Source organism: Lacinutrix sp. WUR7 (assembly GCF_016864015.1).
Taxonomy (GTDB): domain Bacteria; phylum Bacteroidota; class Bacteroidia; order Flavobacteriales; family Flavobacteriaceae; genus Oceanihabitans.
On sequence record NZ_CP045067.1, the window covers coordinates 577,322 to 597,040 of the forward strand.

At 33.1% G+C, this 19,719-nt stretch carries 16 protein-coding genes; 5 read left to right on the forward strand and 11 right to left on the reverse strand.

Annotation, left to right across the window (positions count from 1 at the left end; all coding sequences use genetic code 11):
• Positions 1 to 3 precede the first annotated feature (3 nt).
• The 8 genes from FG167_RS02535 to FG167_RS02570 form a co-directional block, all read right to left on the reverse strand.
• Entirely contained in the window at positions 4 to 381 is a 378-nt protein-coding gene (locus FG167_RS02535; RefSeq protein ID WP_203459894.1) for a Na(+)-translocating NADH-quinone reductase subunit F, read from the reverse strand.
• Positions 382 to 464: 83 nt separating this feature from the next.
• Complete coding sequence (locus tag FG167_RS02540; RefSeq protein WP_203459895.1) at positions 465 to 3,284, reverse strand: T9SS-dependent choice-of-anchor J family protein; 2,820 nt, start codon at positions 3,282 to 3,284, stop codon at positions 465 to 467.
• Positions 3,285 to 3,546: 262 nt separating this feature from the next.
• Positions 3,547 to 4,860 (reverse strand): NADH:ubiquinone reductase (Na(+)-transporting) subunit F, encoded by a 1,314-nt coding sequence (gene nqrF, locus FG167_RS02545; protein ID WP_203459896.1) that lies wholly within the window; start codon positions 4,858 to 4,860, stop codon positions 3,547 to 3,549.
• 1 nt (position 4,861) lies between these two features.
• Positions 4,862 to 5,578, reverse strand: coding sequence for an NADH:ubiquinone reductase (Na(+)-transporting) subunit E (nqrE, locus tag FG167_RS02550; protein ID WP_203459897.1), 717 nt, complete (start codon positions 5,576 to 5,578; stop codon positions 4,862 to 4,864).
• Between the two features lie 29 nt (positions 5,579 to 5,607).
• Positions 5,608 to 6,252: an NADH:ubiquinone reductase (Na(+)-transporting) subunit D gene (locus FG167_RS02555; protein WP_055445098.1), complete on the reverse strand. Its 645-nt coding sequence runs from the start codon at positions 6,250 to 6,252 to the stop codon at positions 5,608 to 5,610.
• A gap of 3 nt (positions 6,253 to 6,255) precedes the next feature.
• Entirely contained in the window at positions 6,256 to 7,002 is a 747-nt protein-coding gene (locus FG167_RS02560; protein WP_203459898.1) for a Na(+)-translocating NADH-quinone reductase subunit C, read from the reverse strand.
• Positions 7,003 to 7,004: 2 nt separating this feature from the next.
• Entirely contained in the window at positions 7,005 to 8,210 is a 1,206-nt protein-coding gene (locus FG167_RS02565; RefSeq protein ID WP_203459899.1) for an NADH:ubiquinone reductase (Na(+)-transporting) subunit B, read from the reverse strand.
• Positions 8,210 to 9,565 (reverse strand): Na(+)-translocating NADH-quinone reductase subunit A, encoded by a 1,356-nt coding sequence (locus FG167_RS02570; RefSeq protein WP_203459900.1) that lies wholly within the window; start codon positions 9,563 to 9,565, stop codon positions 8,210 to 8,212. The genes FG167_RS02565 and FG167_RS02570 overlap by 1 nt, the downstream gene beginning before the upstream one ends.
• Positions 9,566 to 9,761: 196 nt before the next feature.
• Here FG167_RS02570 and FG167_RS02575 point away from each other — a divergent pair, with 196 nt between their 5' ends.
• Positions 9,762 to 11,009, forward strand: coding sequence for a DUF5103 domain-containing protein (locus FG167_RS02575; RefSeq protein ID WP_203459901.1), 1,248 nt, complete (start codon positions 9,762 to 9,764; stop codon positions 11,007 to 11,009).
• Between the two features lie 106 nt (positions 11,010 to 11,115).
• Positions 11,116 to 11,502, forward strand: coding sequence for a Co2+/Mg2+ efflux protein ApaG (gene apaG, locus FG167_RS02580; RefSeq protein WP_055445103.1), 387 nt, complete (start codon positions 11,116 to 11,118; stop codon positions 11,500 to 11,502).
• A gap of 234 nt (positions 11,503 to 11,736) precedes the next feature.
• Here apaG and FG167_RS02585 read toward each other — a convergent pair whose 3' ends face one another.
• Positions 11,737 to 12,729, reverse strand: coding sequence for a DUF6695 family protein (locus FG167_RS02585; protein WP_203459902.1), 993 nt, complete (start codon positions 12,727 to 12,729; stop codon positions 11,737 to 11,739).
• Entirely contained in the window at positions 12,722 to 13,447 is a 726-nt protein-coding gene (locus FG167_RS02590) for an NRDE family protein (RefSeq protein WP_203459903.1), read from the reverse strand. The genes FG167_RS02585 and FG167_RS02590 overlap by 8 nt, the downstream gene beginning before the upstream one ends.
• 144 nt (positions 13,448 to 13,591) lie before the next feature.
• Here FG167_RS02590 and pruA point away from each other — a divergent pair, with 144 nt between their 5' ends.
• Together pruA and FG167_RS02600 are read left to right on the forward strand one after the other, a co-directional pair.
• Complete coding sequence (gene pruA, locus FG167_RS02595) at positions 13,592 to 15,220, forward strand: L-glutamate gamma-semialdehyde dehydrogenase (protein WP_203459904.1); 1,629 nt, start codon at positions 13,592 to 13,594, stop codon at positions 15,218 to 15,220.
• A gap of 142 nt (positions 15,221 to 15,362) precedes the next feature.
• A complete protein-coding gene (locus FG167_RS02600; RefSeq protein WP_203459905.1) occupies positions 15,363 to 17,780 on the forward strand; it encodes a T9SS type A sorting domain-containing protein in 2,418 nt (805 codons plus the stop codon).
• Between the two features lie 42 nt (positions 17,781 to 17,822).
• Here FG167_RS02600 and rsmG read toward each other — a convergent pair whose 3' ends face one another.
• The gene (rsmG, locus tag FG167_RS02605) at positions 17,823 to 18,452 is read right to left on the reverse strand and encodes a 16S rRNA (guanine(527)-N(7))-methyltransferase RsmG (protein ID WP_203459906.1); all 630 of its coding nucleotides are present in this window, start codon (positions 18,450 to 18,452) and stop codon (positions 17,823 to 17,825) included.
• Positions 18,453 to 18,594: 142 nt separating this feature from the next.
• On the opposite strand from rsmG, the gene FG167_RS02610 reads away from it, so the two are divergent.
• Positions 18,595 to 19,689 (forward strand): acyl-CoA desaturase, encoded by a 1,095-nt coding sequence (locus FG167_RS02610; protein WP_203459907.1) that lies wholly within the window; start codon positions 18,595 to 18,597, stop codon positions 19,687 to 19,689.
• Positions 19,690 to 19,719 lie beyond the last annotated feature (30 nt).

Below are 19,719 nucleotides of genomic sequence, written 5' to 3' on the forward strand. Positions count from 1 at the left end.
AAATCAATTTAAATTTGTTTCCATTACTTGAATACCATTATATTCAATTAGATATTCTTGATTTAAATATACTGGCAATTCTTCGCCATTAGGATTCCCAAGACCAACACCGGCATATAATACTTTAGCATCTTTTTCGGTAGCATGTTTTTTAAAGGATTCCATCCAAATTACATCATAATTATTTGGGTTTTCAGGAAGTAATACTGCGCGAACGATTACAAAAAAGTATTGGCTATTTTTATCTATACAGACAAATTGCGGATGTTTTGTTAGCTTACTATTTATAGCTACAAATTCAAAACCACGCTGTTCTAAATCTTTACCAACATGGTTCATCGCTAAGTTATGTAATTCTTGTTTTGAAAGTGGTTTACTCATGATACAAAAGTAATACAATTACGCTTTAAAATAAAAAAGGCTGTCGATTAAGACAGCCTTGATTTTATATAAAAACGAACTAGTTATTTAATCACTAATTTTTTAGTTGTTTTCTTGCTTCCACTTTCAAACTGTATTAAATATAATCCAGCTGAAACGGTTTCTAAATTAATGGATTTGTTAAAAGTTGCATTACTATTATTATAACTATTAGCAAAAACTTTTCTTCCTCTAACATCATATAATGTCACATTAACATTTTGACTTGTACTTAACTTAACGTTAATTTCACCATTAGATGGGTTAGGATATAAAGCAAATGTTTCAAAACTATTTTCACCAATACTTAAAGCTTCTGAAGGACCAAAATAATAATTTCCATTTGCTCCTGTGAAAGTTCCTTCTAAAGTAATATCACTTCCATAACTTCCTATTACAGCTGCAACAGATTCTATAAAATCTCCATCTACTTCTCTAAAGATGACTACATCGGAACGATCTCTACCTGTAGCAGATTCCCATCCTAATATTTCATCTTGGGTAAAATAAAACGTATTCGTCACATCTCCAGAAACATTAGCATTTTCTGTTGTCACTTTATATGCTTTATCTGCAACAAAATTTGAGGAAGTTGCGCTTTCTAAAATTTGAGCTCCAGTACCAGCTCTCATTACAGAAATATCTGTACATCCATAGTCGAATGTATCATTATTATCTATTTTCGCTATAATATTGTCTGAAGCGCTATCATAAGCATAAACAGTTCCCGTTCCGTTAATGTTCATTTGTGCAGAAGAAGCTGTATTCACATCTATTTGCACTGCTGTTGTAGCATTTGTAGTAACAGAAACATCATCTAACATAAACACAAACTCATCTGAAGAAACCACATGGAAAGTTAAATAAACATCTTGTCCATCATAAGCAGACAAATCTAAAGTATATTCCGCCCAGTCTAATGAAGGCTGTGCATAAGGATCAGCTGTTAAATAAGTAAAACTAGTAGGGTTGGTATCTGTAGTTGAAACTCCAACTTGATAACGTTCTCCTCCATTATAGTTATCTGTTAAACCTTTAGCCCAATATTTTAATTCACTTCCTGTACCATTTAATGAAATTAAAGGAGTAAAGATATAATCGTCATTTTCCCAAGGAGTTGCAGATTCATTAAAGCAGTAATATGCTTTATCTCCATTATGTGGATCCCAACCAGAACCAACAGAAGATGGCGTTGTTGCACTTGCATTATATACAATGAATGTACCCGTATATCCTTCATTAGTAAAATCAAAATTATCGGAATTATAAGTAGGGTCACCATCTCCATCTAGCATTGTCCAATCTCCTATATTACCAATTTCAAAATCGGCATAGGTTTCAAATCCATCACTAAACACAGTTTCTAGGAAAGTACCACCTGGAACAATATCATCATCTGTTAAGGTTAATGTTAACGTTTCATTTCCATTTGTTGCTAATTCGGCGTCACCTCCATTAGCATTTAATGTCATATTTACAACAATATCTTCATCACCTTCATTAAAACCATCTTCATAAACTCTAATAGTTAAAGTTTGACTATCTAAAACACCAGCAGCAAAAGTTACAGTAGGCGTTACTATTTCAAAATCCACCATATTTGTTGCAGAACCGGAAGCAGAAAAAGTAACTGTTGCATTAGCAGAAGCTTCTAAACCAATATTAACAGCAATATCTATATCTCTAGTAGTACAACTTGTGCCTTCTAATTGAGTTACATCTGGTGTTGCAAAAGCTATAACTGGAGAACTATTACCAGCAGTAGATGCGACAAGTAAATCAAAATCATCTGCATTTTCTATTACAGTCATTATACGAGCAACTTGATCAAAAGTAAAGATATCCATACAAGCATCATTCGTGTAATCCATATAGTTTTCCACCATATCATTTCCTAATCCATCTGCAGGACAACTATCTACTGTTGGACATCCACCATTAGATCCAGAAGCATCTGGTGTATCTGCACAATAATCATCATTTGAACAAGAAGATGTATCTCCCCAGATATGGCGTAAACCAATCCAGTGACCAACCTCATGAGTTAAAGTACGTCCTAAATTATAAGGAGCCCCACCAGGGTATGGTGTAGCAACAGAACCAATAGTTGAATATAAACACACCACTCCATCTGTTTGCACAGAACCTCCATCTGTATCTAAACCAGGTAGCGTAGAATTAGAAGGAAACTGTGCGTATCCTAATAATCCGCCAGAAAGGTTAGCTGTCCAGATATTTGCGTATTTTGAACGATCCCAAATTGTAGCTTGTTTAACGCCGCCATCCATAGTACCTGTAGACTGTGCTCCAGAATATCCATATACTCTATGAATTCCTGGTTCTGCAAGTGGGTTCCCACTTGGATCTACTTGCGCTGGTATAAAATTAATATCTGCTGAATAAGCTGCAGGATGCGTACTTCCTGCCATATTATTAAAGTCAATATTAAGTTGATCTATTTGTGCATTTATATATACAGCATCAATATCATAAGCATCTCCTGCTGCACCTGTAATTACATGAAATATAATAGGAATATTATACACAACTCTATTTGCAGATCCACTAATAGCATCTTGTATCATTCTAGCTTTTTTAGCTTCTACAAGAGGTGCCATCCAATTTTCAAATGCATCCATAGATTTGACTGCTGGATTATTCTGCATTCTTAATTCATGTGCTTCAACAGTAGCACAACGTACAACGCCATGTTCATCAAAAAATCTTTGATTTTCATCATTTAATTGTAACCTTTCATTTGCATTTACTCTTTGATTTTGAACAGATTTAGTTTGTGCCTGAAGGCCCAAAACTGCTAAAAACATAAAATAAAACCATCCTTTTTTAAAGTAACCTTTCTTCATTTTGCATTAATTAATTAATTAAGACTACAAGATAATGAAAACTATTAGTTTTTTTTTAACAATTTTCATCAATATGCTAAAAATTAACATTTAAAAGGACTTAAAATGAGAATTAACTATAAAAAAAGCAACACTTTCGCATTAAACAAGTTCAAATTTAATTCAATTATATTAGAGTTGTAAAACAAAAAAAACCAACACGAAAGTGTTGGGTTTTTTTTATAATAAGATACTGAAACTAGTTCAGTATAACTAGAAGTGTCTATCCTCCAAAGTCATCAAAACGGATATTCTCATCATCTATTCCGAAATCCTCTCCCATTTTTTGAACCGCTTGATTCATTAATGGTGGTCCACAGAAATATAATTCGATATCTTCTGGAGACTCATGTTTCGATAAATATTGGTCGATAACTACTTGATGTATAAACCCTGTAAATCCATCTCCATTTTCATCATTAATATCCTTTTTAAGTTGCCAGTTATCTGCTTCCGTAGGATCTGATAATGCAATAAAGAATTTAAAGTTCGGGAAATCTTTTTCTAATGCTCTAAAGTAATGGATGTAGAATAATTCTGCTTTAGAACGTCCTCCATACCAATATGTTACTTTTCTCCCTGTTTTAATGGTTCTAAACAGTTGGTATAAATGAGAACGCATAGGTGCCATTCCTGCTCCACCACCAACATATAACATTTCTGCATCGGATTCATTAATAAAGAATTCACCATAAGGTCCAGAGATCGTTACTTTATCCCCAACTTTTTGATTGAAAATATAAGAAGATGCTACACCTGGATTTACATCCATCCATCCACCTTTGGCGCGATCGAAAGGAGGTGTTGCAACACGTACATTCAACATAATTTTTCTACCTTCTGCAGGATAAGAAGCCATAGAATATGCTCTTTCCACAAGTTCGTTATTTTTCATAACTAAAGGCCATAAACCAAACTTTTCCCAATCTGGTTTAAATTTGTCTGGCTCTCCTGGGTGATCTTGCGGATGTGCAGTAACATCCATGTCTGCATATTTTATTTCACAACTAGGGATTTCAATTTGAATATATCCTCCAGCTTTGTAGTTCATATCTTCAGGGATTTCCACTACAAATTCTTTAATAAATGTTGCTACGTTATAGTTTGAAACTACCGTTGCTTCCCATTTTTTAATTCCGAAAACTTCTTCTGGAATTGTAATTTCCATATCTTGTTTCACTTTTACCTGACAAGATAAACGTGCACCATCTGCTAATTCTTTTCTAGAAAAATGAGGTGTTTCTGTAGGTAATGCTTCACCACCACCAGAAAGTACGTGACATTCACATTGTATACATGTTCCACCTCCACCACATGCTGATGGTAAGAATATTTTTTGTGCTCCTAAAGTTGATAGTAAACTGTCTCCAGAACTTACTTCAATTTCACGCTCTCCATTAATGGTAATTTTTACAGGACCCGATGGAGATAATTTCTGCTTTACAAATAACAACAGAGATACTAATACTAAAGTTACTAGTAAAAAAGCTGCTACGGTTGCTATTATGGTTCCTAATGTGCTTGCTGCTAATATCATGTTACTCGTTTATTGTTATGTTGTTAGCTAACTCCTTAGAGCTTTCTTTATCTACAGTTTCTACTTGCACTGTTTTATCTTCTTTTGTTTCTTCTTCATCTCCACCAGTTAACATTCCACCAAAGCTCATAAAACCAATTGCCATTAAACCAGTAATGATAAATGTAATTCCTAATCCTCTTAGTGCTGGAGGCACGTTAGAATATCTGATTTTTTCACGAATAGCTGCAATTGCTAAAATTGCTAAAAACCAACCTATTCCAGAACCAACACCATAAACAGTTGCTAATCCTAAAGTTGGAATCTCACGAGATTGCATGAATAAAGAACCACCTAAAATGGCACAGTTTACAGCAATTAATGGTAAGAAAATACCAAGTGAATTATATAATGAAGGTGAAAATTTCTCCACCACGATTTCCACTAATTGCACCATGGTTGCAATCGTTGCAATAAACATGATAAAAGAAAGGAAACTTAAATCGTAATCTGCATATTCTGCACCTAACCATTTTAAAGCTCCTGGTTGTAATACATACTGATCTAACAACCAGTTTAAAGGTACTGTAATTGCTAATACAAAGATTACTGCAGCTCCTAAACCAACTGCTGTACTTACTTTTTTAGATACTGCAAGGTATGAACACATTCCTAAGAATACGGAAAACACCATGTTATCTATAAATATCGATTTTAAAAATAATTCTAAATATTCCATTTTTTTATAGTTTGTTAGTAGTTACTAGCTTAATCTTCTATTAATGCTTTGTTTCTACTACGTTGTACCCAAATAATAATTCCAACAACAATTAATGCCATTGGAGGCATAATCATAAAACCATTATTTTCGTAACCTAAAGCGTATAATCCTGTTTTTTCAATAGGATCTCCTAATACAGGAATACCTAGTAAAGTTCCAGCTCCTAAAAGCTCTCTAAAGAATGCTACAATAATTAAAATCACACCGTATCCTAAAGCATTTCCAATTCCGTCAAGAAAAGAACGCCATGGTTTGTTTGCTAAAGCGAAAGCTTCAAAACGTCCCATAATGATACAGTTGGTTATAATTAATCCGACAAATACAGAAAGTGTTTTACTTAACTCATAAGCAAAAGCTTTTAGTACTTGATCTACTATAATTACTAAAGCAGCAACTACAATTAGTTGTACAATAATTCTAATTTTTGAAGGTATAATGTTTCGCATTAAAGAGATAACGACGTTACCTATAGCTAATACAAATAATACAGAAACAGACATTACAATTGCTGCTTCCAATTCTGCAGTAATTGCTAGTGCAGAACATATACCAAGTACTTGAATAGTAATTGGGTTATTATCTGCTAATGGATCTGTAATTAATGCTGCGTCTTTTTTTGATAAAAGTCCCATAAATTAATTCTTTTTTAAGTTTTCGAAATAAGGTACATATTGCTTCAGTTCTGATTTTATCATGGCAGCAACACCGTCTCCAGTAATTGTTGCACCTGCTATTGCATCTACCTCATTATCTGTTTTATCTTCGTTTTTAGGATCGTTATTACTTTTAGAAATATTAATTCCTTTAAAGCTTCCGTTAGACTTTAGGTGTTCTCCAATAAAGTCATCCATAAAGAAACGTTGTTTAATATTTGCACCTAAACCTGCTGTTTCTCCTTTATGATCAAAATAAGCACCTTGTACCACCATGTCTTCATCCATAGCAATATAAGCCCAAACGGCATCCCAAAGTCCTTTCCCTCTAATTGGAGCAATATAATATGTTTGACCATCTTTTTCTCCAACAAATAAAGGAAGCTTTCTTATATTACCAGCTTTAGCGCTTGTTTGTTGTTTTTTCACATCAATAAGATATGCGTTGTCATCTTCTGATACTTTATCTCCTTCAATTACTAATTGTTTTTTGATATACTGTTTAAACAATTCCGGAGCTTTTTTGGTAGAAACAAAAATGGCAGAATTCCCTTCATTTTCATTTACTCCCATCGCATACAATATATTTTGCTGCTTCTCTAGTCTTTCGTTATTATCGATTTTTGGTCTTAATGCTGAAGCTGTAAAAGCTAGCAAACCTCCTACTACAATTACCATTGCTATGGCAAAAAGGATAGTATATGAGTTTTTATCTGTTCTTTTTTCCATGTTTAAGCAACTTTAGTTTTTAAACGCTTCATTCTTCTTTTTACATTTCCTTGCACCACATAATGGTCAATGGTTGGAGCAAACACATTCATTAATAGAATGGCTAACATAACGCCTTCTGGATATGCAGGATTAAATACTCTAATTAAAATAGAAAGGAATCCGATTAAGAATCCGTAAATCCATTTCCCTTTATTGGTTTGTGATGCAGTAACAGGATCTGTTGCCATAAACACCGTACCAAAAGCAAAACCACCAATAAGTAAGTGTTGCCAAAAAGGTGTACTCATTAATCCGTAAAATTTACTTCCATCTGCAATTACTTCCGCATTTACAAGACCATTAAATATTAGTCCCATTGCTAAAGCTCCTAATGCAGAAGACAACATAATTCTCCAGCTTCCTATTTTAGAAAACACTAAGAATAATGCGGCTAATACAATTAACAGTGTGGAGGTTTCTCCAACAGAACCAGGAATAAATCCTAAAAACATATCTGCTACAGAGTGTGTGACTTCATGATTTTGAGCTAGCGTTCCTAAGATAGTTTCCCCAGAAATAGCATCAGGAGTTCCTGCCAATTCTTTAGCTCCTTCTACCCAAACTTTATCTCCAGACATCCAAGTAGGATATGCAAAGAATAAAAATGCACGAATAGTTAATGCAGGATTTAAAATATTCATTCCTGTACCACCAAATACTTCTTTACCAATAACAACACCAAAGGCAACTGCTACTGCAAGCATCCATAATGGAATATCGATAGGTACTATAAGTGGTACTAACATTCCTGTTACTAAGTACCCTTCTTCTACTTCGTGACCTTTAATTACTGCGAAAATAAATTCGATAAGTAAACCAACCCCATAAGAAACAAGGATTAGTGGTAAAACTTTCCAAAGACCAACAACTAAGTTATCCCAAGCCCAAAAAGAAGCACTGAAAAATCCGTTAGCTGCTTCAATTGTTCCAGAAGCTAAATAATGTTGGTAACCAGCGTTAAACATACCAAATATTAAACATGGTATAAGTGCCATGATTACAATATTCATCGTACGTTTTAAATCGTCGGCTGCTTTTATATGAGTTCCATTATGTGTGGTCTCATTTGGCAAGTATAAAAAAGTATGGATTGCGTTAAACGCAGGAGCCATCTTTGTTCCTTTATACTTTTCTTTTAAGTTATGTAAATTACTTTTTAAACCCATTATCCTATCTCTTTTAGCATTAAGTCTAAACCTTTTCTAATAATATCTTGATGTGGTTGTTTAGATACACATACAAATTCTGTTAAAGCAAAATCTTCAGGAGCAACTTCGTACATTCCTAAAGCTTCCATTTCGTCTAAATCCTTATACATACAAGATTTTAAAATTTGCATTGGAAAGATATCTAAAGGAAAAACTTCTTCATAGATTCCTGTTAAAACAAAAGCACGATGTTCTCCATTGGTATTGGTATTTAAATCGTATTTTTTGTTTGGTGTTAACCAAGAGAATGTTAACGCTCTAGTAGTAGACACTTTATTGAATACTGGTTTATTCCAACCAAATAATTCATAATCATTACCTTCAGGTATTACGGTAATGGTATTACTGTAATAATCTAAATAACCATCTGGCTGTACTTGCTTACCGCTTAATACATTTCCAGAAATGATTCTAATGTTATCATTTTTGTCGACACCATTATCGTAAATCATAGAAGCAACTTCTGCTCCTAATTTAGTAACAAAGTATCTTGGTTTTTTAACGGAAGAACCTGCTAAAGCAACAATACGCTCTGCATTAAACTTTCCAGTTAATAACAATTCACCAATAATAACAAGATCTTGTGCATTTACTGTCCAAACCACTTCTCCTTTATTAACAGGATCAATTTTGTTGATTTGTGTACCAACATTTCCTGAAGGATGTGGTCCAGAGACTTTATGAATAGTTGCCCCAGAAACATTTGCTAAAGGTGAGTTACTATTTTTACCAACAGAAACATGAACTTGTCCCTCTGTTAATTTAGTTAACGCAGTAACTGCAGCTTGTAATTCTGCTTCTTTACCTTGAAGGGTAAAATCTAAATCTGCAACCAAAGGTGCAGAAGCATAAGCAGAAACAAAAATTGCTTTTGGCGCATTGTCTGGATTTGCAATTACATCATAAGGACGTTGTTTAATAAAAGGCCAACATCCAGAAGCTAACAAATGTGCTTTAACGTCTGCTGCTTTTGCAGTATCTACGTTAAACTTACCATTATCTTGGTAAGATTGCTCTTTGTCTGCCTGAATTTTAACTGCTAAAATTTTACGCTTTTCTCCACGAGGAATGTCAATAATTTCACCAGAAACTGGAGAAACAAATTTTAAAGCTTCGTTAGACTTATCGTAAAAAATAGGTTCCCCTGCTTTTACTTTAGTTCCAACTTTCGCAATCAATTTTGGAATAACACTGTGGAAGTCTTCTGGCCTAATAGAAAAGAAGTTACTGATAATGGCATTTTCTTTTGCCTTTTCTGCAGCTCCTTGTAACTTAATATCTAGACCTTTTTTAATCTTAATGTCGTTTGACATATTATAAATCTATTTGTTAATAGTTATAGTGTTTTAAATTTTTAAGTTCCTTAAAAATCGATGCAAATTTACGAATAAATCCATAAAATCATGGCTAAATATCGTCTTCAATACTATTTATACTCAATCTAAATAAATCAATCGCCTTAGGCACAAAATTTGCTTATATTTACTGCAAAACAACAATTTTACTCTTGTGAATTACAAATATTTAATACTAACACTCCTATTTTCAGCTACAATTTTTGCTCAAGTTGCAAAAGAAGTCGCTCCTCCTGATTACATAAAAACAATCAATTTTAAAGGAAATACTGCAGAAAGCCAATTACCAGTTTTAAAGCTTGGAGAATACTTAAAACTAGAATTTGATGCTTTAAATGGAGACGAAGAAGACTATTATTATGTTATTGAACATTATAATTACGACTGGACACCTTCCGTTTTATCTAAAATCGAATATTTAGATGGTTTTGATAACCAACGTATACGTACGTATGAAAATTCATTTAACACCTTACAAATATTTTCTAATTACCAACTTACTATTCCTAATCAACAAACACGTCGATTAAAGGTGTCTGGAAACTATATGATTAAAATTTATAATGATTATGATGAATTAGTTTTCTCTAGAAAATTTATGGTTTACGAAAACATTGCCAATGTTGGTGTTACCATAAAACGTTCGCGTGATGTTAGAGACATAAAAAGCAAACAAACCGTTGATATTAGCATCTCTTCTAATACCTTACAATTCACAAACCCAAAGCAAACCATAAAAACAGTTATTGTACAAAACAACAATTTAAACACTGCTATTTCTGGAGTAGAACCAATGTATACTTTAGGAAATGAACTTATTTATAAATATGACACGGAAACTAGTTTTTGGGCCGGAAACGAATATTTATGGTTTGAAAACAAAGATGTTAGAGCAGCAAACACAGGTATTCAGTTTATAGATTTAAAAGATTTATATCATAATTACCTATACACCAATCCCGTAAGACACAACAAACCGTACACCTACAATCCGGACATTAATGGTAATTATTTGATAACCGCAGTAGATGCTAACAATTCTAGTATTGAAGCAGATTATGTATGGATGTTTTTCTCTTTATTATTAGACGAATTACCAAAAGACAAAGAAGTTCATATCTATGGCAATTTTAATAATTACACTATTGATGAAAGCACAAAAATGACTTTTAATGCAGAACGAGGCGTTTATAAAAATGAAATGCTTTTAAAACAAGGATTTTATAATTACAAATATGTAGTGGTAGATAAATCTGGAAACATAGACGAAGGCGCTATTAGCGGAAACTTTTGGCAAACAGAAAACAACTATAAAGTATTGGTTTATTACAGAGATATAGGAGCGCGTTATGATAAAATTATTGGTTTAGGTGAAGCTAGCTCTGTTAATATTACAAATTAATGGAAATATTTCATTATATTCATATTAAAGAAATACTAAAATAAGTTTTAATTATTTATTTTTTAGTATTTTTGATTATTAAACCCCTTGATTATCAGAAGTTAGAATGGTTCAACAAGTTACAAAAGGCATAAAAATTTCGGTAGATACTACTTTTGAAGGCACGTTTTATAAGAATTATAAAATACAATTTGCCTTTGGATACCAAGTAACTATTGAAAACCAGAGTAAAGACTCTGTGCAACTGAACGCAAGACATTGGACGATTTTTGACGCCTTAAACCATGTAGAAACGGTTTCTGGTGAAGGTGTTATTGGTAAAAAACCAGTTTTAAAACCTGGAGAATCTCACACGTATAATTCGGGATGTTTACTTACTTCTCCTTTTGGAGCAATGAAAGGCTATTATGAAATGGTGAATTTTAGTAACACCAAAAAGTTTCATGTTGCCATTCCAACTTTTAAGTTGAGTGCTCCTTTTGCATTAAATTAATGCTGTCCTTTCCAGCTTGTCGAGACAAGCTAACTAAAGACAAATCATTCCAATTCATTTTACGCTAACCGAAAAGAACACGTTTTAAAAAAAACGCTTTACTCTTTTTATTCTAAATTAATTTTGTCATTTCGAGCTTGTCGAGAAATCTAACAAAGGACAAATTCTCTCCATTTATTTTACTTAAAAAGGAAAGAACAAGTATTTTAATGGTGACTACTCACTGCATACTGTTTACTCTTTTATCTCAAACCTGTACACCTTTCCGTGTTGTTCTACATGGAAAAACTTACAATTCGAATAATGTATAAAATCATAAGATTCGTGATAATCAAATCCTTCTTCATTCACTTCATACAAAGCATGTACATCTATATTTCCATGCGGTGAAATTCGTTTATACCAATAATCTAAACTATTTTCCGTAGCATGCAATTCATACCAAGCTCCTGCGGCAATACCAGAAAGCCATTGTGCTTTTTCATGTAAATCGGCTACTGCCTTCGGATGTAATGTACCCACAAAATTTGGCGTATGCCCTTTTAATTTATCTAAGAAATACAATCTATTATCTTTACTTACAGAAGATGCGTATTCCGAAATCTCTCCTTTTTCGGAAACTTCATAAACCTTATTTTCCGTATCTGCAATTACCACATTACCAACGGTACTTGGTGTAAACCATTTCGATTTTTGCAGTTTCTTATTTATTACGGAATCGGTCACTGAAGCAATTAAAGCATCGGTTACAAAACGCGCACAATTACAGGCATCTTTAACAAAAGCGGCATAACGAATAAAATCACGCTGTTGCATTTTTGTTACATGCTGTCTCGCTAAATCATAATCTACAGCATCACAAACCGAAGCGATTAATTTCCCATCACCATGCGTTAGTTTTGGATGCGTACTTAGAAACTCTAAAATTTCGTTTAGATTCTCTATTTTGTTATTTTCAATTTTAGCAACCAAAGGAAATGCTAATTCATGATCGGTATCTTTTCCTCGAACTCTTCCGTTAGGTTCTGGCGTAATATATCTTCCAAAATCATGATATTCTAAAGTTCCCGTTGCTTTTTCAATTAAAACTAAAGCTGCATGTCCTGCTCGTAGATAATCCTTTTTTCCAACTCCTATAAACCGCAAATATGGTGAATACCATTCATCTGCAACCATAACAATAGTTTCTGGATATGCCAATGTTAAAATAATTCCTGTATTACTCATGAATAGTCTCTGAAAATAAAAATGTTTTTGAAAATACCGTATTGTTTTGAAGGTTTTCAAAAGACATGAAAATTTCTTCTTTTCTTTTTACAACTTGAGTAACGCTAGTGGTTTTCACAGATCCTCTATCCATAATAACACCATATTCTGTATTATCTATATTGGTATTTTTATGAAATTGTAACGCTTTCGCGGAAGACAATTCGTTTCTGGATTTAAAATCTTCAAACCATTGGGTACGTTCTTCGCGCATGGCTTTGGTATATAATGTAGAAGAAGACCAAACTCTAGCTTCTTTTGGTAATTTGGTGAAGTGTTTTTGGGTACCATCCCAAACCAATTCGTACAAATGTAAATCAGTATCCCAATCGGCAATCACTATAGTGAATGGCTCTATATCCTGAAGGTTATAATTTTCAATTGTAGAAACAATTTCTTCCGAAGCTAATAAATCGGTAACCACAACTCCGCGACTTAATGTGTAATGTTCTTTTCTTTGATGCGATTCAAAACCGCCATTTAGTAAACAGATTAACCTGTTTTTTTCGCTAACACCAATCCATGTTCCACCTGATTTTTCATCTTTTGGAAACAACATTTTTGTATTATTTACCAAGTAAAAATCTGGAGGTAAAGAAACACGATTTGGCGCTTCGTCTCTGTTGGACGTTAAGACAAAATCATTATCTCCTTTTGTAAAAATAGTTACTGTACACATGTTTGTTGTAGTCTTTAATCGGCACAGCAACTTACAAAAAAAATCTTATAATTTAACTTGCCTTTAATATTTCAAAGAATTACTAATCTATAAAAATATCGTAACTTTGCACTTCAAATTTTACAACTAAAAACTCAAAATAAAATGGGAAAAGGATTTTTTAATGTTCCAATCGCAATAAACGAACCTGTAAGAGCGTATGCTCCTGGTTGCGAGTATCGTGAAGCTATTTCAAAAACATATAAAGAAATGTACAACAGCAATTTAGACGTGCCAATGTACATAAACGGGAAAGATGTTACAACGGGTAACACTAGAACAATGTCTCCTCCTCATGATCATAAACATATTGTTGGTCAATACCATTTAGCTGAAAAATCTCATGTAGACGAGGCTATTTCTACTGCTCTTGAAGCAAGAAAAGGTTGGTCTCAAGTGCCATGGCAAGATCGTGCTGCTATCTTTTTAAAAGCTGCCGAATTAATTGCAGGTCCTTACAGAGCAAAAATAAATGCTGCTACTATGATGGCACAATCTAAAACAATACATCAAGCAGAAATTGATGCTGCTTGTGAGTTAATAGACTTTTTACGTTTTAACGTACAGTTTATGACAGATATGTACCACGAACAACCAGAAAGTACTAGTGACGCATGGAATAAGATTGAATACAGACCATTAGAAGGTTTTGTTTACGCGGTATCTCCATTTAACTTTACGGCTATTGCTGGTAACTTACCTGCTTGTATGGCAATGATGGGAAATGTGGTAGTATGGAAACCTAGTGATTCTCAAATATACTCTGCAAAAGTAATTATGGATGTATTTAAAGAAGCTGGTGTACCTGCTGGTGTAATTAATGTAGTATTTGGTGATCCTGTTATGATTACAAATACAGTATTAGCTAGTCCAGATTTCTCTGGTTTACACTTTACAGGTTCTACTTATGTATTTAAAGAATTATGGAAACAAATTGGAAACAATATCCATAACTACAAAACATATCCAAAAATTGTTGGAGAAACAGGAGGTAAAGATTTTATCGTTGCACACAAAACTGCAAACCCTAAACAAGTAGCAACTGCTATTGTTAGAGGTGCTTTTGAGTTTCAAGGACAAAAATGTAGCGCTGCTTCTCGTGCTTATGTTTCTAAAAGTATTTGGAACGAAGTGAAAGAGCAAGTAATTAAAGATGTAAAATCTTTTAAAATGGGATCTCCTGAAGATATGAGTAATTTTATAACTGCTGTTATTCATGAAGGTTCATTCGATAAGCTTGCAAAATATATTGACCAAGCTAAGACGGATAAAGATGCTAACATTATTGTTGGTGGTGGTTACGATAAAAGTAAAGGTTACTTTATTGAGCCTACAGTAATTGTAGCAGAAGACCCAAAATACACGACCATGTGTGATGAATTATTTGGACCTGTTATTACTATTTATGTTTTTGAGGATGATAAATATTCGGAAACATTAAAACTTGTTGACGAAACTAGTGACTACGCTTTAACTGGAGCAATTTTAGCAACAGACAGATATGCGGTTATTGAAGCAACAAAAGCTTTAGAAAACTGTGCTGGAAACTTCTATATCAATGACAAGCCAACTGGCGCTGTTGTAGGACAACAACCATTTGGAGGTGCTAGAGGTTCTGGAACAAACGATAAAGCTGGAAGTATTTTAAACTTACAACGTTGGGTTTCACCAAGAATGATTAAAGAAACATTTGTAACTCCTACAGATTACAGATATCCTTTTTTAGGAGAATAAAATTATAGTATTTTAGTAAAAACCCTTAAAATTTTATCATTTTAAGGGTTTTTTTATACCTTTTATCTTAAAATGACACCTAATTAAAAAACTCTTAAGAGAACTTCATATATTTAAAGTGATTAATCAATCCCTTAATTTTATGAAAAATTTTTACATTCTAGTATTTTCACTAGTAACCCTCTCTGCTTTTGCCCAAAACAAAAAGGCATTTCTTAAGTTGGATACTTCAGACATGGAAACTTCGGTTTTAGCACAAAAATCGGTGATCACAGACATCACTAGCTACAACCAAAAAACAATCAACAATTTAAGCTTTTACCAAGCATACAAAACCATTGCCCAAGGTGATTTACAAGAACGTCTTTCACCTTTACAAAGCTTAAAAGAAAAAAGTAAACAAAGCTACTTTACTAAAATAATTCCGTTAGCAATAATGCATAGTGAGTTTGAATCTATAACAGATGCCGCCATGCAAAACAATATCGTAACCAAAGATGCGCAAGGAAACCTATTAAGAACCAACACAGAAACTCCCGTTTTTGAAAAAAGCACCATTACACTTGCAACGGCTTTACGTACAGAAACAAAAGGTTTGCAAACTACTTTTCGTTTAGATGCTAGCAATATATTTAACACTACAAACCATAGTATTCAAAATATTGCAATAGATTTTAATGACGGATTAGGAAAAAGAAACATTACCACCAATCAAAACATCGTTGTAGCATATCCTGGCCCTGGAAAAAAGACCTTACATTTTGAAATCACATTAGATAACAATAACATTATTACTAGAAACGCTAGCATAGAAATCAAATACTCTAATGCGGATTTATACACTAATTTTAATCGTGTAATAAGCACCTTTAATGCTAGTCTTCCAACCAACTTACTAGCTCCTTATGGGGAACCTACTTCATACCCTGGAACCGGTGAATATGAAATATTTGCTAGTGCCGATGGCATCATAGACAAACCAATTTTTCTGGTAGATGGATTTGATCCTGGTGATGGCAGACCAATTAACGGCTATACCGATATTATATCTGGAAACTACGTAGACGGACTTTATGACCTCCTTAATTTTAATGATGGTGGAAACACTTCTAATCTTGGTGATTTGGTAAGAGCCGAAGGATTTGATGTTATCATTTTAAATTTCCCTATTTATACAAGAGCTGCAGATGCAAAAGTAGTAGATGGCGGTGTAGATTTTATAGAGCGTAACGCTATGTTATTGGTAGAATTAATAAATTATATTAATACCGAAGAAAAAATAGGGGATGCTCAAAACGTGATTATTGGTCCGAGTATGGGAGGTTTAATTTCTAGATATGCACTAAATTATATGGAAGCGGAAAATATGGATCATGAAACTAGATTATGGATTTCTTTTGATGCACCGCATCATGGTGCAAATGTACCAATTGGCTTTCAGCATCAATTCAATTTTCTTGCATTTGGCTTAGATGACTTCTGGGTATTAGGAGACCAAAATGTGGAAGAATTACAACCAATTATTGATGGCATGTTACGTTCTTCTGCAGCAAGACAAATGCTAACCGATCAATTTGAACCACATATTACAAGTAGCGATGGTGTTACCTTTAATAGTTCTCGATCTTTGCCAAGAGCACACGCTTTTAAAGGTATTTTGGACGGAAGAATGAATACAGCAAACGGTTCTATTTTTCCAGAACAAACACGTAATATTTCCATAATAAATGGAAGTGGTAGTAATAATCGTTATCCAGATAATTCGCCTCAAGAAAATGATTTGGTACCTGGAAGCCAAATTGTAAATGCAAATATTGATCTTTTCGATATTGCAACCTTAAAAGTAAGAACCTATTTTACACCAAATGCAGGAACGCAAATTGAAAACAGTAAAGTACATTTAGACTTTCCTTGGTGGTTCGCTCTAGCAAACGACAGAGAAAATAACGCAAGCTCGACGGCCTTTTCATACTCCAATGGAATTGACGCTGCTTCTGGAGGTTTATTTGATATTAAAAAATTAACAACAGATTTAGGTGCAGATGGACTAGTTGGTGATTTTTTAAACTCCTTAAAAATCGATAAATTTAATTTTATTCCAAGTGTTAGCGCTATGGCTTTTGAAACAACGACCAATGAAATTAACTGGTTTCATACACCATCTGGAATAACTACTGCTAGAGCAACATCTAACATCACACCTTTTGACGCTTGGTACATGCCAACAGAAAACCAACCACATGTCACTTTAACAGAAGGGAACGTTGCTTTTGCTTTAAATGAAATTTTTCAAGAAACATTGTCTACAGATACCTACATAGAAAACAGCATTAAACTAGAACAAAATCCTATCACAAATGCGTTACATATTTTAAGCACAAAGACTTTTCAAAACGCAAAAATAACTATTGTAGATGTAACAGGAAAAATAGTATATCATAACAATATGGCTTTAAATGAAAGAACAAGTATTCCTTTACATATTGCTTCTGGTTTATATATTTTAAATATTGAAACTTCAGAAAACCAAAACCTAAAAACAAAATTTATGGTTAAATAGATTTCATAAAAAAAGGCTTCTATTAAAGAAGCCTTTTTTTATTTACCCTTTATACTTTAAAGGGAGATGTACTATTTTTTTTGTTTCAAAAAAATCTTCAGTATAATAATCTGAAATATTATAAATGGTAGCTTTTGGGTAATCCTGTAACTCTTCGGTTAAATCCCCTCCTTTTAAATAAATAATACCATTTTTAAGTTCGTGGTTTTGCTTTTTAGCTACGCGACCTTTCACCCAATGCACAAAAGTTGGCATTGCCGCTACTGCTCTACTTACAATAAAATCATAGGTATCTTTAATTTCTTCGACTCTACAATGGGTAGTTTTTACATTTTCTAACCCTAAACCTTCTACTACTTCTCTAACCACATTTAGCTTTTTATTAATACTATCTACCAAATGAAAAGAACATTCTGGATACAAAATAGCTAAAGGTATTCCTGGAAATCCTCCACCAGTACCAACATCCATAATTTTAGTTTTCGGTTTAAAATCTACCACTTTTGCAATAGCTAAAGAATGCAGCACGTGACGTAAATACAATTCGTCAATATCTTTTCTAGATACTACATTTATCTTTAAGTTCCAGTCTTGATACAAGGCTTCTAACTTGGTAAATTTATCAATTTGATCTTCTGTTAGATTTGGAAAATACTTAAGAATTAGCTGCATGGTTTTTAATTTTGCACAAAAGTAGATAAATTATTGTGCATTTTTATGAAATTTTTATTAAGATGCACGTCAATATTATTTATCTTTGGTGTAATAATTGATACTTGTATTTATACATTATAATACAGTAAAAAATAATAGCATGACAAAACAAACAATAACTTTTTCAAGAACAGACTCGGCAAAGTTTTTTAAAACACTAAACAAACGTGTTAACAACTACTTTAAAGAGAACAAAATTAAAAAAACCGGTAATTGGAAGTTATATACTAAAGCCATAGTAATGTTTACTTTATTACTTGGTCCTTTAGTACTTTTATTAACGGTTGATTTACCAACTTGGCTTCAAATTATATCTATGATGATTATAGGTATTGGGATGGCTGGTGTAGGAATGAATGTGATGCATGATGCAAATCATGGTTCTTTTTCTAGTAAAAAATGGGTAAATAGATTAATGGGAAGCAGCATACACATATTAGCTGGTAACGATTACAACTGGAAAGTACAACACAATGTGTTACACCATACTTATACCAATATTCAAGGACATGATGAAGATATTGATGCGGGAAGAATTATTCGTTTTTCAAAACATTCTAAATGGTTGAAAATTCATCAATATCAAAAATATTATGCCTTTTTACTTTACGGTTTATTAACCGTAAACTGGGCTATTACTACAGACTTTAAACAAACCTATATTTATCTAAAAAGAAAATTATCTTATGGTGAATTCCCAAAACCAGCTACACAATGGACCAAGTTAATTATTGGTAAGATAATTTATTACTCTATTTGGGTAGTTTTACCTATAGCTATGGGTTATGCTTGGTGGCAAGTTTTAATAGGCTTTTTAATCATGCATTATACTGCTGGAATTATCTTAAGTGTCGTTTTTCAATTAGCACACGTAATGCCTAATACAGACATGCCTATTCCTGATAAAGCTGGAAACATGAAAAATACTTGGGCAATTCATCAACTATTTACTACTTCTAATTTTTCACCAAAAAACTGGTTAGTAGAATTTTATACAGGTGGTTTAAACAGACAAGTAGAACATCACTTATTTGCACATATTAGCCATGTTCACTATAAAAACATAGCTAAAATTGTTAAAGATACTGCGCATGAATTTAGCTTACCATACAATGAATACAACACGATGTGGAAAGCAATAGGAGAACATTATCAACAATTAAAAGTGTTAGGTCAAAAACCTAGCATGGCTTAACCCTTTTTTTTTGCACTTCAAACCAATATT